24 protein-coding genes are annotated in these 25,231 nt (G+C 68.5%); 14 read left to right on the forward strand and 10 right to left on the reverse strand.

From position 1 onward, the window contains the following. Positions 1-43: 43 nt before the first annotated feature. Positions 44-1,696, reverse strand: a complete 1,653-nt coding sequence (locus tag RQI28_RS14460) for an adenylate/guanylate cyclase domain-containing protein (protein ID WP_311223365.1) — start codon at positions 1,694-1,696, stop codon at positions 44-46. 120 nt (positions 1,697-1,816) lie between these two features. Between RQI28_RS14460 and RQI28_RS14465 the strand changes: the two genes are divergently transcribed. Next, a complete protein-coding gene (locus RQI28_RS14465; RefSeq protein WP_311223366.1) occupies positions 1,817-2,533 on the forward strand; it encodes a Crp/Fnr family transcriptional regulator in 717 nt (238 codons plus the stop codon). Between the two features lie 90 nt (positions 2,534-2,623). Here RQI28_RS14465 and RQI28_RS14470 read toward each other — a convergent pair whose 3' ends face one another. Beyond that, complete coding sequence (locus RQI28_RS14470; RefSeq protein ID WP_311223367.1) at positions 2,624-3,544, reverse strand: LysR substrate-binding domain-containing protein; 921 nt, start codon at positions 3,542-3,544, stop codon at positions 2,624-2,626. Positions 3,545-3,679: 135 nt separating this feature from the next. Here RQI28_RS14470 and RQI28_RS14475 point away from each other — a divergent pair, with 135 nt between their 5' ends. Both RQI28_RS14475 and RQI28_RS14480 read left to right on the forward strand, forming a co-directional pair. Then, a complete protein-coding gene (locus tag RQI28_RS14475) occupies positions 3,680-4,642 on the forward strand; it encodes a tripartite tricarboxylate transporter substrate binding protein BugE (RefSeq protein WP_311223368.1) in 963 nt (320 codons plus the stop codon). A 21-nt stretch (positions 4,643-4,663) separates the two neighbouring features. Next, a complete protein-coding gene (locus RQI28_RS14480) occupies positions 4,664-5,593 on the forward strand; it encodes an N-formylglutamate amidohydrolase (protein WP_311223369.1) in 930 nt (309 codons plus the stop codon). A 50-nt stretch (positions 5,594-5,643) separates the two neighbouring features. On the opposite strand, the gene RQI28_RS14485 is transcribed toward RQI28_RS14480, so the two are convergent. Together RQI28_RS14485 and lplT are read right to left on the reverse strand one after the other, a co-directional pair. Then, positions 5,644-6,546, reverse strand: a complete 903-nt coding sequence (locus RQI28_RS14485) for a DMT family transporter (protein WP_311223370.1) — start codon at positions 6,544-6,546, stop codon at positions 5,644-5,646. 112 nt (positions 6,547-6,658) lie between these two features. Continuing rightward, a complete protein-coding gene (gene lplT, locus RQI28_RS14490; protein ID WP_311223371.1) occupies positions 6,659-7,939 on the reverse strand; it encodes a lysophospholipid transporter LplT in 1,281 nt (426 codons plus the stop codon). 139 nt (positions 7,940-8,078) lie between these two features. On the opposite strand from lplT, the gene alr reads away from it, so the two are divergent. The 3 genes from alr (at position 8,079) to RQI28_RS14505 (ending at position 11,749) form a co-directional block, all read left to right on the forward strand. After that, positions 8,079-9,173, forward strand: a complete 1,095-nt coding sequence (alr, locus tag RQI28_RS14495; protein ID WP_311223372.1) for an alanine racemase — start codon at positions 8,079-8,081, stop codon at positions 9,171-9,173. Positions 9,174-9,228: 55 nt separating this feature from the next. After that, positions 9,229-10,014 (forward strand): hypothetical protein, encoded by a 786-nt coding sequence (locus RQI28_RS14500; protein ID WP_311223456.1) that lies wholly within the window; start codon positions 9,229-9,231, stop codon positions 10,012-10,014. 139 nt (positions 10,015-10,153) lie between these two features. Further along, positions 10,154-11,749, forward strand: coding sequence for an ABC transporter substrate-binding protein (locus RQI28_RS14505; protein ID WP_311223373.1), 1,596 nt, complete (start codon positions 10,154-10,156; stop codon positions 11,747-11,749). Between the two features lie 52 nt (positions 11,750-11,801). On the opposite strand, the gene RQI28_RS14510 is transcribed toward RQI28_RS14505, so the two are convergent. From RQI28_RS14510 to RQI28_RS14520, 3 genes are all read right to left on the reverse strand, one after another. Beyond that, positions 11,802-12,419, reverse strand: a complete 618-nt coding sequence (locus RQI28_RS14510) for a glutathione S-transferase family protein (RefSeq protein WP_311223374.1) — start codon at positions 12,417-12,419, stop codon at positions 11,802-11,804. Between the two features lie 127 nt (positions 12,420-12,546). Next, entirely contained in the window at positions 12,547-13,542 is a 996-nt protein-coding gene (locus RQI28_RS14515) for a 2-dehydropantoate 2-reductase (protein WP_311223375.1), read from the reverse strand. A 179-nt stretch (positions 13,543-13,721) separates the two neighbouring features. Then, positions 13,722-14,051 (reverse strand): hypothetical protein, encoded by a 330-nt coding sequence (locus RQI28_RS14520; RefSeq protein WP_311223376.1) that lies wholly within the window; start codon positions 14,049-14,051, stop codon positions 13,722-13,724. A gap of 255 nt (positions 14,052-14,306) precedes the next feature. On the opposite strand from RQI28_RS14520, the gene radA reads away from it, so the two are divergent. The 4 genes from radA to RQI28_RS14540 all read left to right on the forward strand — a co-directional run bounded on the left by radA (position 14,307) and on the right by RQI28_RS14540 (position 17,432). Next, entirely contained in the window at positions 14,307-15,686 is a 1,380-nt protein-coding gene (gene radA / locus RQI28_RS14525) for a DNA repair protein RadA (RefSeq protein WP_311223377.1), read from the forward strand. A gap of 73 nt (positions 15,687-15,759) precedes the next feature. Then, positions 15,760-16,197 (forward strand): glycerate kinase, encoded by a 438-nt coding sequence (locus RQI28_RS14530; RefSeq protein ID WP_311223378.1) that lies wholly within the window; start codon positions 15,760-15,762, stop codon positions 16,195-16,197. 84 nt (positions 16,198-16,281) lie between these two features. Beyond that, positions 16,282-17,220 (forward strand): branched-chain amino acid transaminase, encoded by a 939-nt coding sequence (locus RQI28_RS14535; RefSeq protein WP_311223379.1) that lies wholly within the window; start codon positions 16,282-16,284, stop codon positions 17,218-17,220. A gap of 5 nt (positions 17,221-17,225) precedes the next feature. Next, positions 17,226-17,432, forward strand: coding sequence for a zinc-finger domain-containing protein (locus RQI28_RS14540; protein ID WP_311223380.1), 207 nt, complete (start codon positions 17,226-17,228; stop codon positions 17,430-17,432). Between the two features lie 34 nt (positions 17,433-17,466). Here the strand turns inward: RQI28_RS14540 and RQI28_RS14545 are convergent, their stop codons facing one another. Next, a complete protein-coding gene (locus tag RQI28_RS14545; protein ID WP_311223381.1) occupies positions 17,467-18,453 on the reverse strand; it encodes a capsular polysaccharide synthesis protein in 987 nt (328 codons plus the stop codon). Positions 18,454-18,638: 185 nt separating this feature from the next. On the opposite strand from RQI28_RS14545, the gene RQI28_RS14550 reads away from it, so the two are divergent. From RQI28_RS14550 to RQI28_RS14565, 4 genes are read left to right on the forward strand one after another with little or no spacing between them, the layout of a single operon-like run. Then, a complete protein-coding gene (locus RQI28_RS14550) occupies positions 18,639-19,943 on the forward strand; it encodes an O-antigen ligase family protein (RefSeq protein ID WP_311223382.1) in 1,305 nt (434 codons plus the stop codon). Beyond that, on the forward strand, positions 19,940-21,106 hold the full coding sequence (locus tag RQI28_RS14555) for a glycosyltransferase (protein ID WP_311223383.1): 1,167 nt from the start codon (positions 19,940-19,942) through the stop codon (positions 21,104-21,106). Before RQI28_RS14550 ends, RQI28_RS14555 begins: the two co-directional genes overlap by 4 nt. Then, positions 21,103-22,164: a glycosyltransferase family 2 protein gene (locus RQI28_RS14560; RefSeq protein WP_311223384.1), complete on the forward strand. Its 1,062-nt coding sequence runs from the start codon at positions 21,103-21,105 to the stop codon at positions 22,162-22,164. The genes RQI28_RS14555 and RQI28_RS14560 overlap by 4 nt, the downstream gene beginning before the upstream one ends. Further along, on the forward strand, positions 22,161-23,141 hold the full coding sequence (locus RQI28_RS14565) for a capsular polysaccharide synthesis protein (RefSeq protein ID WP_311223385.1): 981 nt from the start codon (positions 22,161-22,163) through the stop codon (positions 23,139-23,141). The genes RQI28_RS14560 and RQI28_RS14565 overlap by 4 nt, the downstream gene beginning before the upstream one ends. A 65-nt stretch (positions 23,142-23,206) precedes the next feature. Here RQI28_RS14565 and RQI28_RS14570 read toward each other — a convergent pair whose 3' ends face one another. Together RQI28_RS14570 and RQI28_RS14575 are read right to left on the reverse strand one after the other, a co-directional pair. Next, on the reverse strand, positions 23,207-24,292 hold the full coding sequence (locus RQI28_RS14570; protein WP_311223386.1) for a nitronate monooxygenase: 1,086 nt from the start codon (positions 24,290-24,292) through the stop codon (positions 23,207-23,209). A gap of 44 nt (positions 24,293-24,336) precedes the next feature. Continuing rightward, on the reverse strand, positions 24,337-25,197 hold the full coding sequence (locus RQI28_RS14575) for a LysR family transcriptional regulator (RefSeq protein ID WP_311223387.1): 861 nt from the start codon (positions 25,195-25,197) through the stop codon (positions 24,337-24,339). Between the last annotated feature and the right edge of the window lie 34 nt (positions 25,198-25,231).

Below are 25,231 nucleotides of genomic sequence, written 5' to 3' on the forward strand. Positions count from 1 at the left end.
CCGCCGGAGTGAAAAGGGCGCTGCGGCGCAGCTTCTTTTCAGGTCATTCAGCGGGTGGCCACTGGTGCGCCGGGTGCGGCACGTGCAGCACCTGCAGCGGCTGCGAGCGCCCGCGCACCTGCACTTCCACGGGCGCGCCCAGCGCGTCGGCCACGCCCGCCTGGCGCGCAGCCTCCAGCGACAGCACCAGCCGCGCGGCAGCCACCTTGGAATAGTCTTGCAGCCGGCTGGCGGTGTTCACCACCTCGCCCACGGCGCTGAACGTGGTGGCCTCGCCATAGCCCACGCAGCCCAGGGCCACGCGGCCGGCGTGCAGGCCCATCCCGAAGTCCAGCGCATGGCCGAACTGCGACGAGAAGCCGGCTCCCCATTCGTCCATGCGCTGCTCGATCAGCGCAGCCGCCTGCACCGCCTGGCGGCAGGCAGTGGGCAGGTCGGTCTGCAGGCCGAAGATCGCCATCACGCTGTCGCCGATGAACTGGTTGGCCAGCCCGCCGCTGGCCTGCACCGCTGCGCCCACGCGGGCGAAGTATTGGTCCAGCACCCAGGCCAAATCGAACGGCCACTGGCGTTCGGCCAGGCCCGACCAGCGCCGCAGGTCCACGAAAAGAATGGCTACCTGGCGCTCTTCGTCGGCTGGTGCAGCGGGCGGATTCGAGCGGGAATCGGCGCGAAAGAGCGGCGTGACGGAGATGTCACCGCGCGGGCGCAGCTGGCAGGCCAGCCGCACGTCGGGCGGCGCCTGCACGCGCGCCAGCGTCAGGCGCTCATCGCGCCCGGGCGGGGGTAGAACGCCCGGTGCGGCCTGCACGCGTACGCGGCAGGTGGAGCAGCGCGCCCGCCCGCCGCAGCGCGACAGGTGGGCGATGCCGTGGGCGCGGCTGGCTTCGAGCACGCTGAAGCCCAGCGGCACCTGCACGGCGCGGTCGGGGTAGCGCACGGTAATGGGGCCGCCGCCGCGCCACTGCCGCAGCGCGTCCCAGGCCCAGCGCAGCGCCAGCAGCGCGGCCAGCGCGAGCAGCCAGCCCATGCGCAGCTGGTCGGTCAGCTGGCCGGCGGCCTGCGCGCCCCCGGGCGTGGGGCGGGGCGATGGCGGCAGGCCGGCCCACTGCAGCTCGCGCGCCATCGCCAGCACGCCTAAAGCGGCCAGCACCGGCAGCAGCACCGCGCCGGTCAGCAGCAGCGGCTGCCAGCGCCGCCAGCCGGCACGCACGCGCAGCGCCAGGTGCAGGCCCAGGCAGCCGTGCGCCCAGGTGGCCGTCAGCAGCAGCCATTGCAGCGTGAGGCCCTCGGGCGTCCAGATGGCGCGCACGGTGCGCGCGTAGGTCGGCTCCACCGCCAGCCACTCCAAAGTCCAGCGCGTGCCTACCGCATGGGCGGCCAGCAGCAGCGGCAGGGCCAGGCCCAGCGTCAGCCGCACGGCTTCGATGGCCGGCATGCGCAGGCTGCGGCGCTGCCAGACCGCCACGCAGGCCATGGCGAAGTGCGCGGTGAACGCGCCGTAGAGCACCAGTGTGCCCAGCCACGTGCCCCAGGCGCCGTGCAGCCCCACGCGCAGGCCTTCAGCCGCTGCCAGCGACACCAGGCCCGTCGCATGGTTGGCCAGGTGCAGCGCCACGTAGACCCACAGCACGATGCCGCTGACCCAGCGCACGTTGCGCAAGGAAGGCCAGGTCGATGAGTGGGGCAGATGCATGCGGTGGGTAAGGGTTTGCGCCGGGCGAGGCGACGCTGCGGCGGGGCGCTGAGCATAATGCGCCGCCGCATCGCCCGCTTCGCTCTCCTCTCATCGCGTGTTCGCCCCCACGCCCAGTCCATGACCGCCTCCGCCCCCGCACGCTCCAGCCTGGCCCTGCGCCGCATCGCCCTGTTCGAGGGCCTGGGCGATGCCTGCCTGGACAGCATCGCCGCCGCCTGCGACTGGCGCACGGTAGAGGCGCGCCGGCCGCTCTTCACCCGCGCGTCGGACGGCGGCGAGGTCTACTTTCTCGTGTCCGGCCGCGCGCGCATCACCACCTATTCGGCCAGCGGGCGCGAGGTGGCGTTCCGCGATTGCGAGCCCGGCGAGCATTTCGGCGACCTGTCGGCGCTGGACGGCCTGCCGCGCTCGGTCGACGTGGTGACGCTGGAGCCCTCGCTGCTGGCCTGCCTGTCGCAGCAGGCGTTTCTGGAGCTGCTCCAGTGCGAGCCCGCCTTGGCCATGCGCATGATGCGCAACCTGACGCGGCTGGTGCGGCTGCTGACCGAGCGCGTGATCGACCTGAGCACGCTGGGCGTGCACACGCGCGTGCACACCGAGCTGCTGCGCCTGGCGCAGGAGGCGGGCGTGGCGCCGGACCACAGCGCGCGCATCGCGCCCGCACCGCCGCATGCGGAGCTGGCCAGCAAGATCAGCACGAACCGCGAACAGGTCACGCGCGAGTTGGGCGCCTTGAGGCGGCGCGGTGTGCTGAAAAAGGAAGGCGCGCACACGCTGGTGGTGACCGATGTGCGCTTGCTGGAAGCGCTGGTGGCTGCCGTGCGGGGCGATTGACGGCGGTTATTTGCTATTAAATTAATAGCTACTTGCGCTTGATGGGTAAGCGCTAGAAGCTTATTTGATTCAAATATTCGCTGCGGCGCATCAGGCGAATGGGGCCAGCGCCTGCGGCGCCTCCAGTCCCAGCAGCCAGTCCCGAAAGCGCACCAGCGGCGCCAAGTGCGCTCGCGCTTCGGGGTAGCAGAGCCAGTAGCCCACGTCGCTGGTGTAGCCGCCCGCCGGCAGTGGCTCGGCCACTGTGCCGGCGGTGATCTCGTCCTGCACGAGGCAGCGCGGCACCAGCGCCACGCCCATGCCCACCGACACCGCGCGAATCATGGTCTGGAACTGGTCGAACTGCGGGCCCGAGAGTGTGTTCTTCACCGGAACGCCGTGCGCCTCGCTCCAGCGCTGCCACGCCTCCGGCACCGTGACGTGGCGCATCAGGGTGCAGCGCGCCACGTCGCTCAGGGTGCGCACGTCCACCTCGCCCACGCCGCTGCGCGGCACGATCAGCGCCACGTCGTTGCCCGCCAGGTAGTGCGAGCGCGCGCCCGGCCAATGGCCGTCGCCAAAGAGGATGGAGCAGTCCAGCTCCGGGTCGGAAAAGTCGTAGCCGTGCACATAGGGCACGAAATGCAGCGTCAGCTGCGGGTGCAACTGCTGCAGCTGCGGCAGGCGCGGGATCAGCCACTTGGCCGCGAACGTGGGCAGCGCCGACAGGTGCAGCGCGCTGCCGCCGTCGCCGCCGCTGGTGATCAGCTCCAGCGTCACTGCCTCCAGCCGCGCCAGCAGCGCGCTCACCGCCTTCTCATAGCGCTCGCCTGCGGGCGTGAGGGACAGGCGCTTGCGGCTGCGCTCGAAAAGGGCGATGCCCACCCAACGCTCCAGCTCCTGCACCTGCTTGCTGACGGCGCTCTGCGTCAGGTGCAGCGCCTCGGCAGCGCGGGAGATGCCGCCGAAGCGCGCCACGGTGCAAAAGGCGCGCAGCAGATGCAGCGGAGGATTCAGGCGGCGCAAGGACATGGCGGGAAAAGGGATGGGTCGATCCGTGGGGAGATTTAAATCATTCCGAATTGGAATGTTATCAGGCACAGCCATTGCTTTTTAGTCTGGGCCGACTCCGGTACTCTCACTCTCATATTCAAAGGAAGACCCTCCATGCAACGTCGCCATCTTCTGGCAGCCCTGGCTGCTGCTTCTGTCGCTCCTGGAATGTCCTTTGCGCAAGACAAGCCGCTGCGCATCGTCGTTCCCTTCCCGCCGGGAGGCGCTACCGACATCGCCGGCCGTGCCCTGCAAGAACCTCTGCAGCGCCTGCTGGGCCAGCCCGTGGTGATTGAAAACCGCGCCGGCGCGGGCGGCTCCATCGGCATGGCGGAAATCGCCCGTGCCGCGGGCGACGGCCTGACCTTCGGCGTGGCCACGCTGTCCACGCACGGCGTGAACCCGGCCGTCTACGCCAAGCTGCCCTACGACCCCATCAAGGACTTCGCCGGCGTCACCGAGATCGTCAAGGCGCCGGGCATCATCGTCATCAACCCGCAGGTGCTGCCCGTGAAGGACTTCGCCGACCTGGTGAAGTACCTCAAGGCCAACCCCGGCAAGATCTCCTACGCCACGCCCGGCAACGGCACCATCGGCCACATGTGGGGCGAGCTGTTCAAGAGCAGCACCGGCACGGCCATGGTGCACATTCCCTACCGCGGTGCGGGCCCGGCCATCAACGACGTGCTGGGCGGCCAGGTGCCGGTGTACTTCGACCAGGTGGCCTCGTCGCTGCCCCACGTGAAGGCGGGCAAGCTCAAGGCGCTGGCCGTGTCGTGGCCCGAGCGGCTGGACGTGCTGCCCGACGTGCCGACCTACGCCGAACTCGGCTTCAAGCAGGCCAACGAACCTTCGTGGTTCGGCCTGGTGGCGCCCGCGTCCACACCTGCAGCCGCCGTGCTGCGCGTGCAGCAGGCCGTGGCCGCGGCGCTGAAAGAGCCGGCCGTGCGCGACCGCCTGGCGGGGCAGGGCCTGTATGCCTCTGGCACGTCGCCGGCCGATTTTTCGCAGCAGATCGTGCGGGAGATCGAGAAGATGAAAAAAGTGGCCGCCTATGCCAAGATCAAGATCGAATAAACCCGCTGGAGCGATGTGCCTATGCAAGCCGTGCTGAAACTCATCCACAGCCATTACCAGCAGGCCGAGCCCGGTGCCGCCGGGGCGCCCTGCGCGCCCCCGGCGCAGCGCACGGTCAGCGTGGTGCCCGGCCGCACGCCGGTGGTGCTCGACTCGCCGCACAGCGGCACGGTCTATCCGGACGACTTTCGCGCCGCGCTGGACTTGCCCGTGCTGCGCCGCGCCGAAGACACCCACGTCGAAAAGCTCTACAGCTTTGCGCCCGCTCTGGGCGTGGGCTGGGTGGAGGCGCACTTTCCGCGCATCTACCTGGACGCCAACCGCGACACCACCGAGCTGGACGTCGAACTGCTGGACGGCCCGTGGGCCGATGAGGTCACCACCGACCCGGTCGTGCTGCAGAAGGTGCGCCTGGGCAAAGGCCTGATCTGGAAGTTCACCGACGAAGGCGTGCCGATCTATGACCGCCAGCTGGGCGTGGATGAAGTGCGCGCGCGCATCGAGCGCTGCTGGCGCCCGTATCACCAGGCGGTGGCGCGGGAGATCGACGCGGCCCATGCGCGCCACGGCTACAGCATCCACATCAACTGCCACTCCATGCCCGCCGTGGCCGCCAGCCATGCCACGCTGCACCCGGGCCTGGTGCATGCCGACTTCGTGGTGGGCGACCGCGACGGCACCACGGCCAGCCCGCTGCTGTCCGAAAAGCTGTGTACCTTTTTGCGCGGCCGTGGCTACAGCGTGGACTACAACCACCCGTACAAGGGGGTCGAGTTGGTGCGCCGCTACGGCAAGCCCGCCGAGCAGCGCCACAGCATTCAGGTCGAGATCAACCGCAAGCTGTATATGGACGAGCAGACGCTGGCCGTGAACGAGGCCGGTTTTGCGCGGTTGCAGGGCGACCTGAAAGCCATGGTGGAACTGCTGCTGGCGACCGACCCGCGCGGCTGACCTGGCTGCTTGGCCGTCCCGCCGACCCCGCCCGCAACGGCGGGGTTTTTTTACGCGTGGGTGGCAGGTTGCTGGCGCCGCTGCAGCGCCGCCAGCAGCGAGGCCGCCACGATCAGCCCACCGCCCAGCAGCGTGCGCGGCTGCAGCTGCGCGGCCGACAGCACCACCGACGACACGCTGGCGAACACCACCTCCGAGAGCAGCACCACCGCCGTGGTGCCAGCCGCCAGCCGAGCGGCGCCGAACTGCAGCGCCCAGTTGCCCAACAGCAGCAGCACCGCCAGCCAGGCCGCCGTCACCACCCAGGTGGCATTGGGCGCGGGGAATGCCTCAACCACGCCCACCTGCAGGCCCACGCAGGCCACGGCCAGCGCCATCAGCATGCAACCGCCGAACATGGCGAACATGCGCGCCTGGCCCGGCACGGCGTGCAGCCGCCGCAGCGTCACGTTGGTCAGCGCGAACATGAAGCCGCCCAGCAGCGCCAGCCCGTCCGCCATCGACAGGCCCTGCAGCAGGCGCGCGGGCGATGCGTCTTCGGGCAGCAGCACCAGCGCCACGCCGGTGAAGGCCAGCAGCAGTCGGCCGATCGCCGCCGGCGTGGGGCGCTCGCCCAGCACGCGCCAAGCCAGCAGCACCGCCCAAGCGGGCATCAGATAAAAGAGCAGGATCACGCGTACCACGTCGCCCACCGTCACCGCCCAGTTGAAGGCCACGTTGTTCAACCCCGAGCACACCGCCAGCAGCCACAGCTGCGGGTGCGCCCGCACTTGGCGCCCAATGCCCGGGCGCAGCGCCAGCAAGGCCAGCAGCACGCCGCAATACATGACTGCCGTGGCCCACAGCGGATGCAGGCCGGCGCCGTGCATCTGCCGGAACGGCCACCACGCCAGGCCCCAGACCAGGGCGTTGAACAGCAGGGCGGCAATCGGCAGCAGCGGGGACGGGGTCATGAATGAAAAACGGCTCCAGCGCTTGATAGATAAGCGCTGGTAGCTATAAAAATAATAGCAAATGAAACTGCTACAGGCGCAGGCCGTGCGCTGCGTGCAGCGCGGCTGCGGCTCAGTGGTGGTGGTCGTGCCGGGCGATGTGCAGCAGGTGTTCCACCTCTTCGCGGTGCACCATGCAGTTGCGCCGGTGCCAGCGCTGGATGAGCCACATCACCCCGGCCACCACCAGCCCGAACGCCGTGATGGCGCCGAACACCGACAGTCCCATCTTCAGCGACAGGCTGTAGAACGCGCCCAGCGCCAGAATGCAGGCCTGCTCGTTGAAGTTCTGCACGGCGATGGAGCGGCCCGCGCCCATCAGGTTGTGGCCCCGGTGCTGCAGCAGCGCGTTCATGGGCACCACCAGGTAACCGCCCAGGCCGCCCAGCAAGATCAGGAACGGAATGGCGATCCAGATGCTCTTGATGAACACCATCATCACCAGCAGAAGGCCCATGGCGATGCCCAGCGGAATGACCTTGGTGGCCGCGTCCAGCCGCATGCGCATGGACGCCACTACCGCGCCCACGGCGGTGCCGATGGCGACCACGCCGGTCAGGGCCGACGCCTGCGTGGTGTTGTACGACAGGGCCGCTGCCGCCCAGGCCAGCACGATGAACTTCAGGTTGCCGCCCGCGCCCCAGAAGAGCGTGGTGGTTGCCAGCGAAATCTGGCCCAGCTTGTCGCGCCACAGGCGGTTGTTGCAGGCCCAGAAGTCCGGCAGCATGGCCACCGGGTTGGCGGGCATGGGCCGCATCTCGACGCCGGTGTGCGGAATGCGCGTGTTGAACCAGGCGGCCACCAGGTACAGCAAGATCATGGCGGCGATGGCCGCTTCAGCGGGGGTGTCCACGCCGGTGTCCAGCATCGGCATGTCGAATGACAGCAGCGCGCCCGACACCGCAGGCCCCACCAGCTGGCCGCCCAGCAGCACGCCCAAAATGATGGACGCGATCGTCAGCCCCTCGATCCAGCCGTTGGCCTTGACCAGCTGCGACGCGGGCAGCAGTTCGGTGAGGATGCCGTACTTGGCGGGCGAATAGGCCGCAGCGCCCAGGCCCACCACTGCGTAGGCAATGAGCGGGTGCGAGCCGAACAGCATCATCAGGCAGCCCACCACCTTGATGGCATTGCTGAAGAACATCACGCGGCCCTTGGGCATCGCGTCGGCGAAGGCGCCCACGAACGGGGCCAGCACCACGTAGAACAGCGCGAACATGGGCACCAAAGCGGCGCGCTGCCATTCAGGGGCGCCACCGGTGCGCAGCAGTTCGACGGCGGCCACGAATAACGCGTTGTCGGCCAGCGAGCTGAAAAACTGCGCCGACATGATGGTGTAGAAACCGCGCTTCATCGATGGGCTGAGGGCTGCATCAGTCGGGCTGATGTCCTGTTAAATATCTCAAACTGCTACAAGTGAGCGGCGGTTATATCACGCAGCCTGGGGCGCCCAATGCCAGAATTCCGACCTTTCTCCCCGTAGAAATACCCCCATGCCGCGTCCCATTCAGGCCACCATCCACCCCGCTGCGCTGCAGCACAACCTGGCGCGTGCGCGCCGCGCTGCACCCGACACGCTGGCCTGGGCGGTGGTCAAGGCCAACGCCTACGGCCACGGCATCGAACGCGTCTTCGACGCCCTGCGCGCCGCCGATGGCTTTGCCCTGCTGGACCTGGCCGAGGCCGAGCGCGTGCGCGCCCTGGGCTGGCGCGGCCCGATCCTGCTGCTGGAAGGCGTGTTCGAGCCGCGCGACCTGGAGCTGTGCTCGCGCCTGGGCCTGTGGCATGCCGTGCATTGCGACGAGCAGATCGACTGGCTTAGCCGCCACAAGACGCAGGCGCCACACCGCGTCTTCCTCAAGATGAACACCGGCATGAACCGGCTGGGCTTTGCGCCCGAGCGCTATCGCGCCGCCTGGGCGCGGCTGAACGCGCTCACGCAGGTCGACGAGATCTCGTTCATGACCCACTTCAGCGACGCCGACGGCCCGCGTGGCACGGCGCACCAGATGGAGATCTTCCGCACCGTCGCGCAAGACCTGCCCGGCGAGCGCAGCGTGTGCAACAGTGCCGCCACGCTGCGCCAGGGGGGCGACCCGTCCGTGCGCGGCGACTGGATCCGCGCCGGCATCGTGCTGTACGGCAGCGCGCCCGATCACCCCGAGCGCACAGCCGCCGACTGGAACCTGCAACCCGCCATGACGCTCGCTACCCGTCTGATCGCCGTGCAGCACCTGAAGGCGGGCGACACCGTGGGCTACGGCTCGCGCTTCACCGCCGACAGGCCGCTCACCATCGGCATCGCTGCCTGCGGCTACGCCGACGGCTACCCGCGCCATGCAGACACCGGCACACCCGTACTGGTGAACGGCGTGCGCACGCGGCTCGTCGGCCGCGTCAGCATGGACATGGTCACCGTGGACCTGACCAACGTGCCGGGCGCAGGCGTGGGCAGCGAGGTCACGCTCTGGGGTCGTGCCGCCGGCGGCGCCGCGCTGCCCATTGACGACGTGGCGCATGCGGCCGGCACCGTGGGCTACGAGCTGATGTGCGCCGTGGCGCTGCGCGTGCCGGTCGTCGTGGGCTGAGCCTTTCGTGGCAGCGCCAGACCGCAAAAAACGGCCCACGTCCACCTGGCGCGGCATGCGCGCGCCGCGCCGCGTGCTGGCGGGCAGCCTTCAGCAGCGCCACCGGCTGCACGTGCATGGCTGGTGCATCGGCAGCTTCACGCTGGCGCTGATGTGGGCCACATCCCACGCGCAGATGGTGCTGGGCGTCGATTCGCTGGCGTTGCGCTATCTGCTCACGCTGGGCGTGGGCTATGGAGCCTATGTGCTGGTGCTGCGCCTGTGGGCGGCCTGGCTGGTGCGGCCACGCCGGCAGCCGCGCGACACCGACGGCTGGCTGGACGCCGCAGACCTGCCCCTGCCTGATTTTGCTGGAGGCGGCGGGGCGCGGCCGCCATTGCCGCGCTCGGGCGGTGGCGGCGATTTCGGCGGCGGCGGGGCCAGTGGCGACTTCGGCGATCCGGTGGCCGGCGGGGACGGCAGCGGCGTGCTGGGCGACCTGGCGGGCGGCGCGCTGGAAGCCGCCGGCAGTGCCGACGAAGGCGCCGTGGTGGTCGTGCCGGTGGTGGCCATCTTTCTCGTCGGCCTGGCGATCGTTTTCGGCGCGGGCGCGCTGGCCTGGCTGTACTTTGGTTGGGAAGTGCTGCTGGCCGTCGCGGTGGAGGTGGCTTTCTCGGTCGCCACGGCGCGCGCCGCCATGGGCGCCGAGAGCGCCGGCTGGCTGGCCGCGGCCGTGCGGCTGACCTGGAAGCCGCTGCTGGGCGCGCTGGTGTGCGCCGTGCTGCTGGGCGCCGGCATCGACCACTTCATTCCGCACGCGCAGTCGCTGCCGGAGGCGGTACGCATCCTGCGCGGGCGTTGACAGAAAGCATTCGGCGTGTCGTCACCGGCGCGGCCAAGCACCGGCAGGTCATATGGATACAACCAGAAAATGGTTACGTGTGGGTCTCAGGGGCGGCATAGTGGCAACACTTTTTTCCCCCTCGAAAGATCTGCCACACATGCGCACTTCCAAAACCTTGCTTGCCACCGCAGCCATAGCCGTGTTCACCGCATCGGCGCTGCCGCTGGCAGCCGGTGCCGCCACCTTCCGCTTTGCCCGCTCGGCCGACGTGTCGTCGTGGGACATCCACGCGCAGAACGTGGGCGTGAACAACGCGCTGCATTCGGCGGTGTACGAAACGCTGGTCGAATACAACAGCAAGACCTTCAAGCCCGAGCCGCAGCTGGCCGCCGCCTGGAAGCTGGTCAGCCCCACGCAGCTGCGCATCAGCCTGCGCCAGGGCGTCAAGTTCAGCGATGGCTCGGCACTCACGGCCGACGACGTGAAGTTCTCGCTCGAACGTGCCAAGGCCAAGACGTCGAACTACGCCGTCTACACCCAGGGCATCGACCGCGTGGAAGTGGTGGACGCGAACACCGTCGACATCTTCTCCGACGTGCCCAACCCGGTGCTGGTCAACCAGCTGACCGAGCTGCGCATCATGAGCAAGCCCTGGGCCGAGAAGAACAACGCCACGACGCCGAAGGACATCAAGACCCCCGACGAGCCCTACACGCACCGCAACACGCTGGGCACGGGGCCGTTCGTGCTGAAGTCGTGGGCGGCCGACCAGCGGCTGGTGCTGGCGGCCAACCCTAATTGGTGGGGCAAGGGCAAGTTTGGCGGCAACGTGACCGACGTGGTCTACACCCCCATCAAGTCGGACGCCACGCGCACGGCGGCGCTGCTGTCGGGCGAAGTCGACTTCGTGCTCGATCCCAGCCTGCAGGATGTGCCGCGCATTCGCCAGCAGCCGGGCCTGAAGGTGCTGGACGGCGCCGAGAACCGCACCATCTTCCTGGGGCTGGACCAGTTCCGCGACGAGCTGCAGAACTCGAACGTGAAGGGCAAGAACCCGCTCAAGGACGTGCGCGTGCGCAAGGCCCTCTACCAGGCCATCGACATCAACGCCATTCAGCGCGTGGTGCTGCGCGGCCTGGCCCAGCCGACTGGCGCGATCGTCGCGCGGCAGGTGAACGGCTGGACCCCCAAGGCCGACGTGCGCTGGCCCTACGACGCTGCCGCCGCACAAAAGCTGCTGGCCGAGGCGGGCTACCCGCAAGGCTTCGAGGTGGACTTTGCCTGCAGCGCGGGCCGCTACATCAACGACGAGCAACTGTGCCAGGCCATCACCGCCCAGTGGGCCAAGGTGGGCGTGAAGGCCAAGCTGCGCTCGCTGCCGTTTGCCACGTACTTTCCGATGATCCAGCGCAACGAAGCCAGCATCTACCTGCTGGGCTGGGGCGTGCCGACCTTCGACGCGTTCTATTCGCTGCAGTCGCTGATCCGATCGCCGGGCGCGGGCGGTGACGGCAACTTCAACCTGGGCCGCTTCAGCAATCCGCAGCAAGACGCACTCATCGAGCGCATCAAGAAAGAGACCGACACCGCCACCCGCAACGGCCTGATCGAGCAGGCGCTGATCAAGGACCACGAGCTGATCTCGCACATTCCGCTCTACAACCAGATCATTCCGTGGGCGGCCACGCAGAAGGTGGAGATCGTCCACCGCGCCGACAACCGCATCGACTGGCGCCTGTTGAAGGTGAACTAAAGCCTTGCCGGCTGCGGAGCCAGGCGGCCAGCGCCGCCCTGGCGCCCCCGACCTATGTGGCCAGCGCGCGCTGCACGGCCGGGCGCGCGGCCATGCGCTCGAAGTGCGCCTGCACCTTCGGAAACTGCGCAATGTCCACGCTGTCGCTCTGGAGCCAGCCCGCCACGGTGAACAGATAGCCGTCGGCCACCGAATACGCATCGCCCAGCACCCAGGTGCCCTGCAGGTAATGGCGCTCGATCAGCGCAAAGCAGTCCGCCATGTTCTGCGGCACCTTGCGCTGCATGGCGGCGATGGCCTCGGGCTCGTCGGCCCAGCGGCCGGCGCGCGGGCGATGGGCATGGGCCACGTGCACGGTCGACGCCAGATAGCTGTGCACTTCCTGCATGCGCGCAAAGCCGAACGCATCGGTGGGCGCCAGGCGGGCGGCAGGAAAGCGCTGCGCGATGTAGGCCAGCAGCGCCGGGGTTTCGGTGAGCACGCCTTCTTCGGTCACCAGCACCGGCACGCGGCCCTTGGGGTTGATGGCCAGGTACTCGGCCGATTGCTGCTGCCGGGCGGAGAAATCCACCCGCTGCAACTGATAGGGCGCCTGGGCTTCTTCCAGTGCGATGCGAACGGCGAGGGCGCAGGTGCCGGGGGCGAAATAGAGGGTCAGTGAAGAAGGCATGGCGGGGCTCTGCAAGTTGGTTTGCTATTAAAAATGAAGCTAGTTGCGCTTGCCATTCAAAGGCTTCAGGGTCGTTTGGTATGGAAAACGCCTGTTATCAAGCGCTAGTAGCTATGGTTTCAGGAGTTCACGGCGCCGTGGCGTGGTACAGGCCGCGCTCGCTCGCCATCAGCCGCACCAGGCCCAGCAGCGCGCTGGTGTGGGGCGTCGGCACGCCGGTCACTTCGCCCAGCTCGTGCACGGCGCCCACCAGCGCGTCGATTTCCAGCGGCCTGCCGGCCTCCACGTCCTGCAGCATCGAGGTCTTGAACGCGCCCAGCTTGCGGGTCACGGCATGGCGGTCTTCGGGTTGCTGGTCGATGGGCAGGCCCAGCCGCTCGCCGATGGCCTTGGCCTCCAGCATCACGGCCGAGATGAGGCCGCGCACCAGGTCGTCGCCCAGGATGCGGTCGGTGGTGGCGCCCGTCAGCGCGCTGATCGGGTTGACGGTGAGGTTGCCCCAGAGCTTGAACCACACGTCCTGCTGAATGCGCGGCGACACGTCTGCGTCCACGCCCCCTGCGCGCAGCAGGCTTGCCAGCGCATTGGCGCGGGCTGTGTCCTGGCCCAGCGCGTCGCCCACGATCAGGCGGTTGCCGAAGTGCTGGCGCACGTGGCCGGGGCCTTCAAGCGAGCAGCTGGCATGCACCACGCCGCCGATCACCTGGGCCGCAGGAATGGCACGCGCCACCTGGCCGCCGGCACCCACGCTGTGCAGCGTGCGCCCGCGCGCCGGGCCGTCGCAGCCATCCAGAAACCACCACGGCACGCCGTTCATGGCGACCAGCACCTGCGTCTGCGGGCCGATCAGCGGGGCGATGCGGGCGGCGACATCGGCCAGGGCCGGGGCTTTGACGGCGATGACGACCAGGTCCTGAACGCCCAGGGCTTGCGGCGTGTCGGTGGTGCGCACTGGCACCTGGACGGTTGTGCCATCAGGGCGGATCAGTCGCAGGCCATGGGCCTGCAGGGCAGTCAGCGTGGCGCCGCGCGCAATCGCGCTCACGTCGCCACCCGCGTGGGCGAGCGCCACGCCCAGCCAGCCGCCAATGGCGCCGGCACCGTAGATACACACTTTGGCCAAGACGATCCTCCCAGGAATGCCGCGGCCGCAGGGCCGTGTACGGAAGATGGTAGACCGTCTTGGCGCTGCACCGCCGGCCTGCTGCTTACCGCAAAAAAGCCAAGGCCCCACACCGGTGTGCGGTGCGGGGCCTTGTTGCTTCAACGATCAGCCGCGAAGCCGATCGCGCTGATGTGTGATCAGTTGGTGGTGCGTGGCACGCTCGAAGGCTGCGAGGCCGGTGTGGCGGGCGTGGTGGCGGTGCCGCCGAACGATGGCGTAGCTCCGCTGGTGGTGCCCGTGGCCGAGCCGGAGCTCATGCCGGCACCCGCACCCGAGCCCGTTGCGGCCTCAGGGGCTGGTGTCGGTGGCGCGGATGGGGCCGGCGTCATCGGCGCAGGCGTGGTGCTGTTGGCTGGCTCGCCTGGCTTGTTGCGGTCGCATGCGGTCAGCGCGAATGCGGAGACGATGACGAGCGGTGCAGCCACCAGCCAGCGGGAAGCGGTGCGGGGTGTCTTGGAAGAGGTCATTGGTTTTCTCCTTGGAATGAAGGCGCGGCGAACCGCCGCTGGAGCCGCCATGCTAGGCAATGCGCACCGTCTCCAAGGTAGGATAGTGCTGACATCGCATTTGCTTACGTCCTTTGCTTTTCAGGTGCCTGCAACCCTTGCGCCCTTGCATACGGACGTGCCTGATCGCACCTCCGCATCCCTATCAGCACACCGCTTGCACACAAAGGCGATTTGCGCCGTTGCCAGCCGCCGCCCTTCAGAATCTTCCCTCCCATGGCCAAAGAAAAAACGCTCTTCACCTGCAATGCCTGCGGCGGCACCAGCCCGCGCTGGCTGGGAAAGTGCCCTGCCTGCGGTGCCTGGAACACGCTGGTCGAAACCGTGGCAGAGGCCGGGCCGGGCAAGAACCGCCTCAGCGCGCCGCAGTTCGCGGGACTGGCGCAGGCGCAGGCCGTGATGCCGCTGGCCGCCATCGAGGCGACCGACATTGCTCACACGCCCAGTGGCATCGACGAGCTGGACCGCGTGCTGGGCGGCGGCATCGTCGAAGGCGGCGTGGTGCTGATCGGCGGCGACCCGGGCATCGGCAAGTCGACGCTGCTGCTGCAGGCGCTCGATGCCTTTCAACGGCTGGGCCTGCCCACGCTGTACGTGACGGGCGAGGAAAGCGGCGCGCAGGTGGCGCTGCGCTCGCGCCGTCTGGGGCTGGATCACAGCCAGGTCAATGTGCTGGCGGAAATCCAGCTCGAGAAGATCCTGGCGACCATCGAAGCTACCCAGCCGGCGGTGGCGGTGATCGACTCGATCCAGACCGTGTATTCCGACCAGCTCACCTCTGCGCCAGGCTCGGTGGCGCAGGTGCGCGAATGCGCGGCGCACCTCACGCGCTGCGCCAAGTCGTCGGGCGTGACCATCGTGCTGGTGGGTCATGTGACCAAGGAAGGTGCGCTGGCGGGCCCGCGCGTTCTGGAGCACATGGTCGACACGGTGCTGTACTTCGAAGGCGACACGCACAGCCAGTTCCGGCTGGTGCGCGCCATCAAGAACCGTTTTGGCGCCGTGAACGAAATCGGCGTGTTCGCCATGACGGAAAAGGGCCTGAAGGGCGTGACCAACCCCAGCGCCATCTTCCTGAGCCAGCACAGCGAGCCCGTGCCCGGCAGCTGCGTGCTGGTCACGCTGGAAGGCACGCGGCCCATGCTGGTAGAGATCCAGGCGCTGGTGGACGAAGGCGGCCCCAGCCCGCGCCGCCTGTCGGTGGGGCTGGACCGCGACCGGCTGGCCATGCTGCTGGCCGTGCTGCACCGGCATGCCGGCGTGGCCTGCATGGACCAGGACGTGTTCGTCAACGCCGTGGGCGGCGTGCGCATCAGCGAGCCGGCGGCCGACTTGGCCGTGATGCTCGCCATCACATCCAGCCTGCGCGGCAAGCCCCTGCCCAAAGGCTTCATCGCCTTCGGCGAAGTGGGCCTGGCTGGCGAGGTCCGCCCCGCGCCACGTGGCCAGGAACGGTTGAAGGAAGCTGCCAAGCTGGGCTTCAGCGTGGCGGTGGTGCCCAAGGCCAATGCGCCCAAGAAGCCCATCGAAGGCCTGACCATCCATGCGGTGGAGCGTGTGGACCAGGCGATGGAAGTGGTGCGCGGCATCGGCTGAGCGCAAGATCGTCGATGCGTTCTAAGCACGATCCACAGCGAAAGGCCTCCCGGCCTGCGAGACAATCGCGGGCATGAACCTGCGCCGCATCGCCATCCCCCTCGGTATTCTTGTGCTTTGTTTTGCCGCCTGGCGTGCCATGGGCTGGCAAGGCGTGATGGCAGTGGCCGGTGGCCTGGTGATGTGGGCCTTGCTGCATTTCACGCGGCTCATGAACGTGATGAAAAAGGCATCGAATCGGCCGATCGGCTACGTGGGCAGTGCCGTCATGCTCAATGCCAAGCTGCGCAAAGGGGTCAACCTGCTGCACGTGGTGGCGCTCACACGGTCGCTGGGTGAGCGGCTGTCGCCCGACGGCGCCGAGCCCGAGCGCTACCGCTGGACAGACGGCAGCCAGTCGCACGTGACGTGCGAATTCCGCGCGGGCGTGCTGGTGCAGTGGGAACTGGTGCGCCCCGCGCCGGCTGCCGATCCTGCACAGGCGCCAGCCTCAGCGGCAGACGGATCGTAAAATCGCGGGTTCAGCGATTTCCCGCAATTTCCGCAGATTCTGCGGTTTCCCCCGATTCGATTCGTTTGCGACAAAAGGATGCCCATGAGCCCCGTAGTTCCCTCGATGGCCGACCGTGACGGCAAGATCTGGATGGACGGCCAGATGGTCGACTGGCGCGATGCCAAGATCCACGTCCTGACCCACACCCTGCACTACGGCTGCGGCGCCTTCGAAGGCGTGCGCGCGTACAAGACCGAACAGGGCACCGCGATCTTCCGCCTGGAAGAGCACACCGAGCGGCTCTTCAACAGCGCCAAGATCCTGCGCATGAAGATCCCGTTCACCAAAGAAGAGGTGAACGAGGCGCAAAAGGCCGTGGTGCGCGAGAACCATCTCGAATCGGGCTACCTGCGTCCGCTGACCTGGATCGGCTCGCAAAAGCTCGGCGTGTCGCCGCGTGGCAACCAGATCCACCTGATGGTGGCGGCCTGGGCCTGGGGCGCCTACCTGGGCGAGGAGGGCATGCAGCGCGGCATTCGCGTCAAGACCAGCAGCTACACGCGTCACCACGTCAACATCACCATGACGCAGGCCAAGGCGGTGAGCAACTACACCAACTCGATCCTGGCCAACATGGAAGCGCTGGACGATGGCTACGACGAAGCTCTGCTGCTCGACAGCTCCGGCTTCGTCTCCGAAGGTGCTGGCGAGAACGTCTTCGTGATCAAGAACGGCGTGATCTACACGCCTGATCTGTCGGCCGGTGCCCTGAACGGCATCACCCGCAACACGGTGTTCCACATTGCCAAGGATCTAGGCCTGGAAATTGTGCAAAAGCGCATCACGCGCGACGAGGTGTATATCGCGGACGAGGCCTTCTTCACGGGCACCGCCGCCGAAGTGACGCCCATCCGCGAACTCGACCGGATCGAGCTCGGTAGCGGCAGCCGCGGCCCGATCACCGAAAAGATCCAGAGCGCCTTCTTCGACATCGTCAACGGCCGCAATCCCCACTATGCCCACTGGCTCACGAAGGTCTGATCGCCATGTCCCAAGCTGTCATCGAACTGCTCGCCAAAGACCTGAACCCGCAAGGCGGCGTCTTCTGCCCCAGCCCCAAGGCTGACATGAAGGTCTGGAACACCCATCCCAAGGTGTACCTGGACGTGGCCCACACTGGTGAGGCCAAGTGCCCTTATTGCGGCACTGTGTACCGGCTGAAGGCGGGCGAAACCGTCCGTGCCGGCCATTGAGCCTGCGGCGTTGGCGGGTGGCGCCTCGGGTCAGCTACCTGTCCGGGCCTGGATCGCTGCAGGCGCGTTGCCAGATGCTGCCGGGTTGAGGGCCGCCGTGCTGCTCGAACAGCGCAGCGAAATGGCGGCGCTCGCCACCGCGCAGCTTGATCAGCGGCGCTGGTTGGGGCTCGGCCGCAACCAGGCAGAGGCGGGGGTACAGCAAGTACCACTTCCAGCGCAGCGCCTGCTGATAGAAGAACGCCGTGTCCTCGGCCTTGAACAGCGCCAGGCGAAAGGCATTGGCGCGCCGCAGCACCTGTTGGGCGGCCACGTGGATCAGCAGATAGGCCGGGTCTGGAATGCCTTGCAGCGGCGTGGCGGCGTCGTCGCGCGCGCGCAGCGCCGCCAGGTAGGCGTCAGTGCCGGTCTCGATCAGCGCATGGTGGAATTCCTGCTGCCACGCCACCACGAAGTGCGACTGCGCGGGCGCACCGAACGCCCAGCTTTCCACTATCGGGAAGCGGGCGTCGTGCGTGTAGCCGTCCAGGTAGAAGCCCACGAATTGCGCTCCGCGAGAAAGTCGCGACGTGTCCATCCACTGGGGCGAGCGGGTCAGCAAAATGGTGGCGTCCAGCCAGTAGCCACCGTGGTGGCGCACCAGATACAGACGAACCCAGTCCGACTGCTTGGTGGGATGCAGCTGCGTGAAGCCGGGCGGCAGATCTGCTGGCGCGATGAAGTTGCCCATATTGCGGCGGTTGATGACCTGCACGTCGAAGCCCGGGCAATGCGCGCGCCAGTTGGCGACGCATTGGTCCACCAGCGGATCGACCGTTTCGGAGTCCCAATAGGTCCAGATGCGCTGCGGAATGGCATCGATGTCGGACCTGGCCCGCGCTGCGTCGCCAGCGGGGCTCTCGAGCCCTTCGAACAGCAGGGCCTCGGGCCGATTGCGGTAGGTGACGGCGTAGCGCGGGCGCAAGCAACTCACCAGCCGATAGACGGTGTGCAGGGCGCGGGCGGAAATGCGGATCGTCATGGAATGCAATGGGGTCGGTACTTCTCGGGGGCGCGACGACCGGCATTCTGGCACCGCCGCGCTGCGTTACGATCCGCCGCCCAGGGCGACCCCCAAAGAAATGGCCGGTGGGCTGCAGCTACGCAGCGCCCGGTTACCGCTTTTGATCCTGTTTGCGTGCCTGCGGAGCACGACGTGCTAATCCGATGACCCTCGCCTCTGTTTTGTCCCTGCTGGGCCCAGGCCCCTGGCCGCGCCGCGTTGCCACCGCAGCCGCCTTTCTTGTGCCGGCCCTGGCGCTGACCGTATCGTCCGGCTATTCCTACGGAGCCGTGCTGTTATTGCTGGGGGCACTAGCGACCCTGCCGCAGTGGGTGCGGCGCAGGCCAGACGTTCAGACCGTGGTGCTGGCGGGCGTGGTCGTCGTCATGGGCATGTTCTGGTTCATCCTGGCGGCTCCGGAGCCCGGGTGGAACCAATGGGACCGCCCGATGAAGTTCTTTCTTGCGGCCTGGTGCCTGCTCTTCGTCACGCAGTTTCCGCCCCGGCCCATGGCGTTCTACTGGGGGGTGCTGGTGGGCTGCGTAGGTTGCGGCGTCGTCGCACTGTGGCAGGTGTTTATTGAGGATCAAGCGCGTGCCTCGGGCTTCCCCACGGGCCGGACCAATGCGATCCAGTGGGGCAACCTGGCGATGTTGCTGGGTGCCATCCTTGCGGTGCAGACCATCGCACTGCGCAGACAGCTAGGGCGGTGGCGCGTGGTGCTGGCGGGTTTGGCGGCGCTTGGTGCGGTCAACGCGTCGGTGCTGTCGCAGTCGCGCGGCGGTTGGCTCGCGCTCCTGTTGTGCACACCGGTCGTTCTGCTGCTGCTGTTTCAGCTCAACCGCAAGGAAATGTGGCGATGCCTGGGTGTGACGGCCGTGGCGCTGGTGACCATGACTTTGCTGAACCATCAGATGATGGTCAAGCGCTGGGAAGTCATGGAGCACGAAATGGAGATCTACGAGGCCAAGCGCGAAGCCGGCAACTCCGTGGGGCAGCGCCTGGAGCACTGGCGTTTCGCCTGGGATCTGGGGCGCGAGAAGCCGCTGCTGGGCTGGACCACGCAGGGCTACATGCTGGAGAAAGAAAAGCGTGTCGCTGCAGGGCTCTACCAGCCGTCCATCAGCGAATACGTGTTCGCGCACAACGAAGTGCTCGACGTCTTCGTCAAGGCCGGCTCGCTCGGTGTGGCCTGGCTGCTGGCGCTGTACGGCTGGCCGATCTATCTCTTCTGGCCGACCCGGCGCCGTCTGGCGCGCCATGCAGGCATGCCGGCCGACTGGCGGGCTCGCATGCTGGCGATGCGGCTGGGCGGGCTGTGCGTTCCGGTGCTGTATGTGGGGTTCGGCCTGACGCAGGTTTTCTTTGCGCACAACAGCGGAATCATGGCCTACCTGTTTCTGATCATGCTGCAGTGGGGGGCGGTTCTGGGCATGGAGCGCCACGCCCGAGGCGCCGCCAGCGCATGAATTCCACCGCCGCCGCCGCTGGCACGCCGGCCCGGCCGCGGGTACTGCACTTTGTGACCGGCGGCTTTTCCGGCGCGACGCAGGTGGCTGTGGACCTGGTGCGCGCCCATGCCGCGTCGGGCCATTTCCAGCCCCTGCTGGTGCTGCGCCGCAAGCGCACCACGTCGGCCGAACGCGTGGCAGCACTGCGCGCCGAGGGGCTCGCCGTCGAGGCCGTCGCTGGCTGGGCGCACGCAGCCACTGTGTGGCAGCTGGCCGCGCTGTGCCGGCGTTGGCGGCCCGACGTGTTGGTGGCGCATGGCTTCAGCGAGCACCTCTGGGGCCGCTATGCCGGGCTCATCGCGGGCGTGCCACACCTGGTGCACGTGGAGCACAACTCGCGGGAGCGCTACACCGCCTGGCGCCTGCGGCAGGCGCTCTGGCTCAGCGACCGCACCGACGCTATCGTCGGCTGCTCCGAGGGCGTACGCCGCAGCCTGCTCGAGCGCGGTTTTCCGGCGGCCAAGACGCAGGCCATCTCCAACGGCATCCGGCTCGAACCCTTCGCCAGCGCGGCCCAGCGCGGGTGGAGCGACCGCGTGCCCGGCATCGTGATGTCCGCGCGCTTTGCCCGGCAGAAAGACCACGCCACGCTGCTCAAGGCCGTGGCGCTGCTGCGCGACCGTGGCCTGGCGCCACCGGTGCGGCTGGCCGGCGGCGGCAAGGCCGGTGCGCGCCGCGCGGCAGAGCGCTTGTGCGCAGAGCTGGGCTTGCAGGGCCAAGTGGAATTCCTGGGGCACTGCGATTCAGTCCCCGAACTGCTGATGCAGCACCAGATCTATGTGCTTTCCACCCACTACGAGGGCATGCCGCTGGCGCTCATCGAAGGCATGGCCGCCGGCTGTGCGGTGGTGGGCAGCGACGTGGTGGGCGTGCAGGACGTCGTCGAGCCTGAGCGCAACGGCCTGCTCGCCGCGCACGGCGACCCCAAGGCCCTGGCCGATGCGCTGGAGCGCCTGCTCACACAGCCGGCCCATGCCGAGCGCATGGCGCATCAAGCACGGCTCGATGCCCATCGGCTCTACGGCCTGCCGACCATGACGCAGCACTACGAAGCCCTGCTGCGCCAGGTGATGGCGGGCGATGCGCACGGCCGCAGCCCATCCTTTGGCACACGCCCATGACGACGAGCTCCACCCCGCCCTCGGCCCCGTGGCTGAGCGTGCTCATTCCCGTCTTCAACGTAGAGGACTACCTGACGGCATGCGTGCAGTCCGTACTCGACCAGTCGGCCGACGACGCGGCGGGCGTGGAGGTGCTGCTGCTCGACGACTGCTCCACCGACAGCTCGGCCCAGCTGATGCAGTCGCTGGCCGAGCGCTGGCCGGGGCGCCTGCGCCTGCTGCGGCACGACGCCAATGCCGGCCTGAGCGCGGCGCGCAACACCATGATCGACAGCGCGCGGGGCGACTACCTCTGGTTTCTGGATTCCGACGACAAGCTGCTGCCAGGCGCCATCGCCGGCCTGCGCCGCATCGTGCAGCAGCACGCGGTGGACGTGGTGCTGTGCGACTTCCGCGTGTGGCGCCGACACGAACGGATCAAGCACGTGCTGCGTGGCGAGCGCCACCGCGCCACGTTCGACGGCCCCTCCGGCGGACCGCAGGAGGGCGGCGACGCGCTGGCGGCCGGTTTGCTGATGACGGGGCAGCTGCATGCCTGGTCCAAGATTTCGCGGCGCGCACTCTGGGCCGACGGCCTGCGCTTTCCGCCTGGGCGCTACTTTGAAGACATGGCCACCATGCCGCTGGTGGCCCGCCGCGCCCGCAGCTTCTATTACGCGCCCCAAGCCTGGGTCGCCTATCGACAACGCGAAGGCAGCATTCTGGCCAGCACCAACGTGCGCAAGGCCGCGGACCAGTCGGGCTCGTTGCTGGCTTTTGCAGCGGAGCGGGCCGCGCTGCAACCGAACGACGCGCTGCCCGACCGCTTGCCTGATCGCCTGCGCTTGGCACTCGCCCACCAATGCGCCCGCAACCTGGTCGGCGCGATGCGCAGCCTGCACCGCATCGGCACCGCGGAGCCGCTGCCGGTGCGGCAGGCCGCTGCGGAGCGTTTTCGCCTGGACTTCGACACCGCGTCTCCGATACCGCTGGCAGCGCTGCGCCGGCAATACCTGTGGCGCGGCTGGTGGATGCGCGGCCTGCGGCTGGGCCGCTGGTACGCTTACCAACCACGATGACGACTGCCCGATCCCCTTCCCAGCTGACTTTCAAGAACCGCGCCGAGCTGTGGCTGGCGGGCGCCATTCGCCGCTACTGCCAAGCCACCGGCCGCACGCTGGAGCCGCACCAGCCCGCTGCACTGCGGTGCTATCCGATTGGCGTGCCCGGTGCGCCGGTGACCGCACCCATTCCGCGCGTGGTCTGGACCTACTGGAACAGCCCCACGCTGCCGTTGCTCGTCGAGCGCTGCATCGCCAACTGGCGGCAGGTGAACCCGGGCTTCGAGATCCGGGTGCTCGACGATGCAGCGCTACGCGAATACGTGCCCGACGCGCCCGATGCGCTCGCCCGCGTGGCCCCGGCCAAGCGCTCCGACTGGATCCGCCTGCGGCTGCTGCGTGACCATGGCGGCATCTGGATCGATGCCAGCACCATCCTCACGCAATCGCTCGACTGGGTGATCGAGGCGCAGCAGCGGGAATGCAGCGACCTGGTGGCCTACTACCTGGGCCGCTTCACCACCGATGCCGACTGCCCCGTGGTCGAAAGCTGGTTTCTCGCTGCCCCGCCCGGCAGCCGCTTTGCCGCCGACGCGTTCGAGGAATTCAACGCACGGGCGATCAACCGCACCGGCGAGCAGTACATCGACTGCCTGCGCGAAGAGGGCGTGTTCGACCTGGTGCGGCAGAACATCGATGCGCCGGACTACCTCAGCATCCACCTGGCCATGCAGTACGTGATGCGCAAGCGCGGGGGCTACCGTCTGTGCCTCTCGAATGCGGAAGATGGCCCGTTCCAGTACCACGTGCTGGGGCAATGGCGCCGCACGCCGCTGAAGCTGCGCCTGCTGTTCTCACGCGTGGCGGGCGAGTTGCCGCCCGTCATCAAGCTGCGCGGCCCGGATCGGCGCCGGCTGGACGACTACCTGGGTCGGGGGCTGTATCTGCCGGACAGCGTGGTGGGCCGGCTGCTGATGGCCGACCACACTCACTAATACCTGTTTGCTATAAAAATAATAGCTGCCTGCGCTTGATGGATAAGCGCTAGAGGCCGATTTGGCTAATATTTGGCAGTTGCGCTCGCTACGGCGCGCCATTCCTGCTCCAGCACCGCCACCAGCTCCCCGGCCGGCAATGGCCGCGCCGCCGCCACACCCTGGCCGGCCCACAGCGCAATTGCTTCCGCGCGACCCTGTGCGGCGGCCGCACGGCGCAGCGGCCCCATCAGCGCGTTCTGCACCGGGTAGGCCGGCACCGTGGCCTCATGGGACGCCAGCCGCTGCATCGTGGCGTTGACGATGCCGCGTGCCGGCCGGCCCGAGAACACGCGGGTCAGTCGCGTGTCGGTGTCGCCCGCCCCGGCCAGCGCTGCGCGGTAGGCGGCGCCGATGCCCGATTCAGGGCAGACCAGAAAAGCCGTGCCCATCTGCACGGCCTGCGCACCCAGCGCCAGTGCAGCGGCAATGCCGCGCCCGTCCATGATTCCGCCCGCGGCGATCACCGGAACGTCGATGGCATCCACGCATTGCGGCACCAGGGTCAGCGTGCCCACCTGGCTCGATTCAAAGTCTTCTAGGAAGGTACCGCGGTGCCCGCCGGCCTCCACCCCGCTGGCGCACACCGCATCCGCGCCCACGGCCGCCCAGGCGCGCGCCTCGGCCACGGTGGTGGCGGTGCCGACCACCACGCAGCCCGCAGCGTGCAGCCGCTGGACCTGCGCTGCGCTGAGGATGCCGAAGGTGAAGCTGGCCACCGCCGGGCGCGCGGCTATCAGCGCTTCGAATTGCGCCGCGAAGTCTTCACACCAATGCGCGGGCACGGCGGGCTGCAGGCCGAAGTCGGCGTACAGGGGCGCCAGCCGCTCCATCGCCTCGCGCACCGTGGCGTCGCCCGGCGTGGGCGTGTCCTGCACGAAGAGGTTCATGCCGAAGGGTTGGTCGGTCAGGCGGCGCACTTCGGCGGCGGCCTCCTGCATGGCGGCGGGCGAGCGCATGCCGCAGCCCAGCTGGCCCAGCCCGCCCGCGTCGGAGACGGCAGCGGCCAGCGCAGGGGTGTCGGCACCGGTCATGGGCCCTTGCACGATGGGCAGGGCGATTCTCAGGCGGGCGAGAAGTGCGGAGGCGGGGAGCGCGCGTGGCTGTGTCATGGCAAGGCTCTGATGGGACGGAGGTGGTAGAGAAAGGAGCGGCGTCAGGCGCCCCGTAAGGCTTGGAGCAGCGCATCCAGCGCGGCCGACTGGTAGCCGCGCCGGCGCACCAGCACCGTGTCGCAGTCACCCAGCGGCAGCAGGCGCAACGCAGGTGGCTCGCGCATCAGCTCGATCACCGCCTGCGGCACCACGCCGGCGCAGCGCCCGGCAGCCACGCAGGCCAGGATGGCGTGGTACGAGGCCAGCTCCAGCACGCGGAGCGCAGCGCCGTGCAGCTGCTGGCGCATCCAGTCTTCGCCCATGCGGCGGTAGGTGCAGCCGCTGGTGAAGGCGGCCAGCGTGTTCACCTGCAAGTCGCCCGGCTGCGTGACTGGCGGGTGGCTGGCGGGCAGGGCGATGTACAGCGATTCGGTGAACACGGTAGTGCGCTCGATGGGCGCGTCCAGGTCCACGCCCGGCGGTGGCCAGGCGACCAGGGCGCAGTCGCTGGCATGCGCCAGCACCTGGTCGACCAGCGGGCCGGACGGGCCGGTGCGCAGTTCCAGCTGCACCTCCGGCCACTGCGCGTGCAGTTGCGCCAAGGGCGCGGGCAGGCGGGCGGCGGCCGTGCTTTCCATGGCGCCCAGCCGCAGCCGCCCGCCGGGGCGGCCCGGGTGTACGCTCTGGCGGGCCTCTTCGGCCAGCGCCAGCAGGCGCTCGGCATAGCCGCTAAGCGCCGCGCCGGCCGGCGTCAGCGCCATGCCGCGGCCTTCGCGCAAGAACAGCGTGGCGCCCAGTTGTTCCTCCAGCTGCTGCATGCGCGTGGTCACGTTGGACTGCACCCGGCCCAGCCGCTCGGCGGCGCGGGTCACGCTGCCTTCCTGGGCGACGGCGCGGAAGATTTCCAGGGCTGCCAGATCCATTCGTTATTCTCTTTATGAGATGATTTGTGCCAAT

The sequence above is a fragment of the Acidovorax sp. WCS2018Noco2-16 genome (genome assembly GCF_031843945.1).
In the GTDB taxonomy this organism is placed as follows: Bacteria; Pseudomonadota; Gammaproteobacteria; order Burkholderiales; family Burkholderiaceae_C; genus Paracidovorax.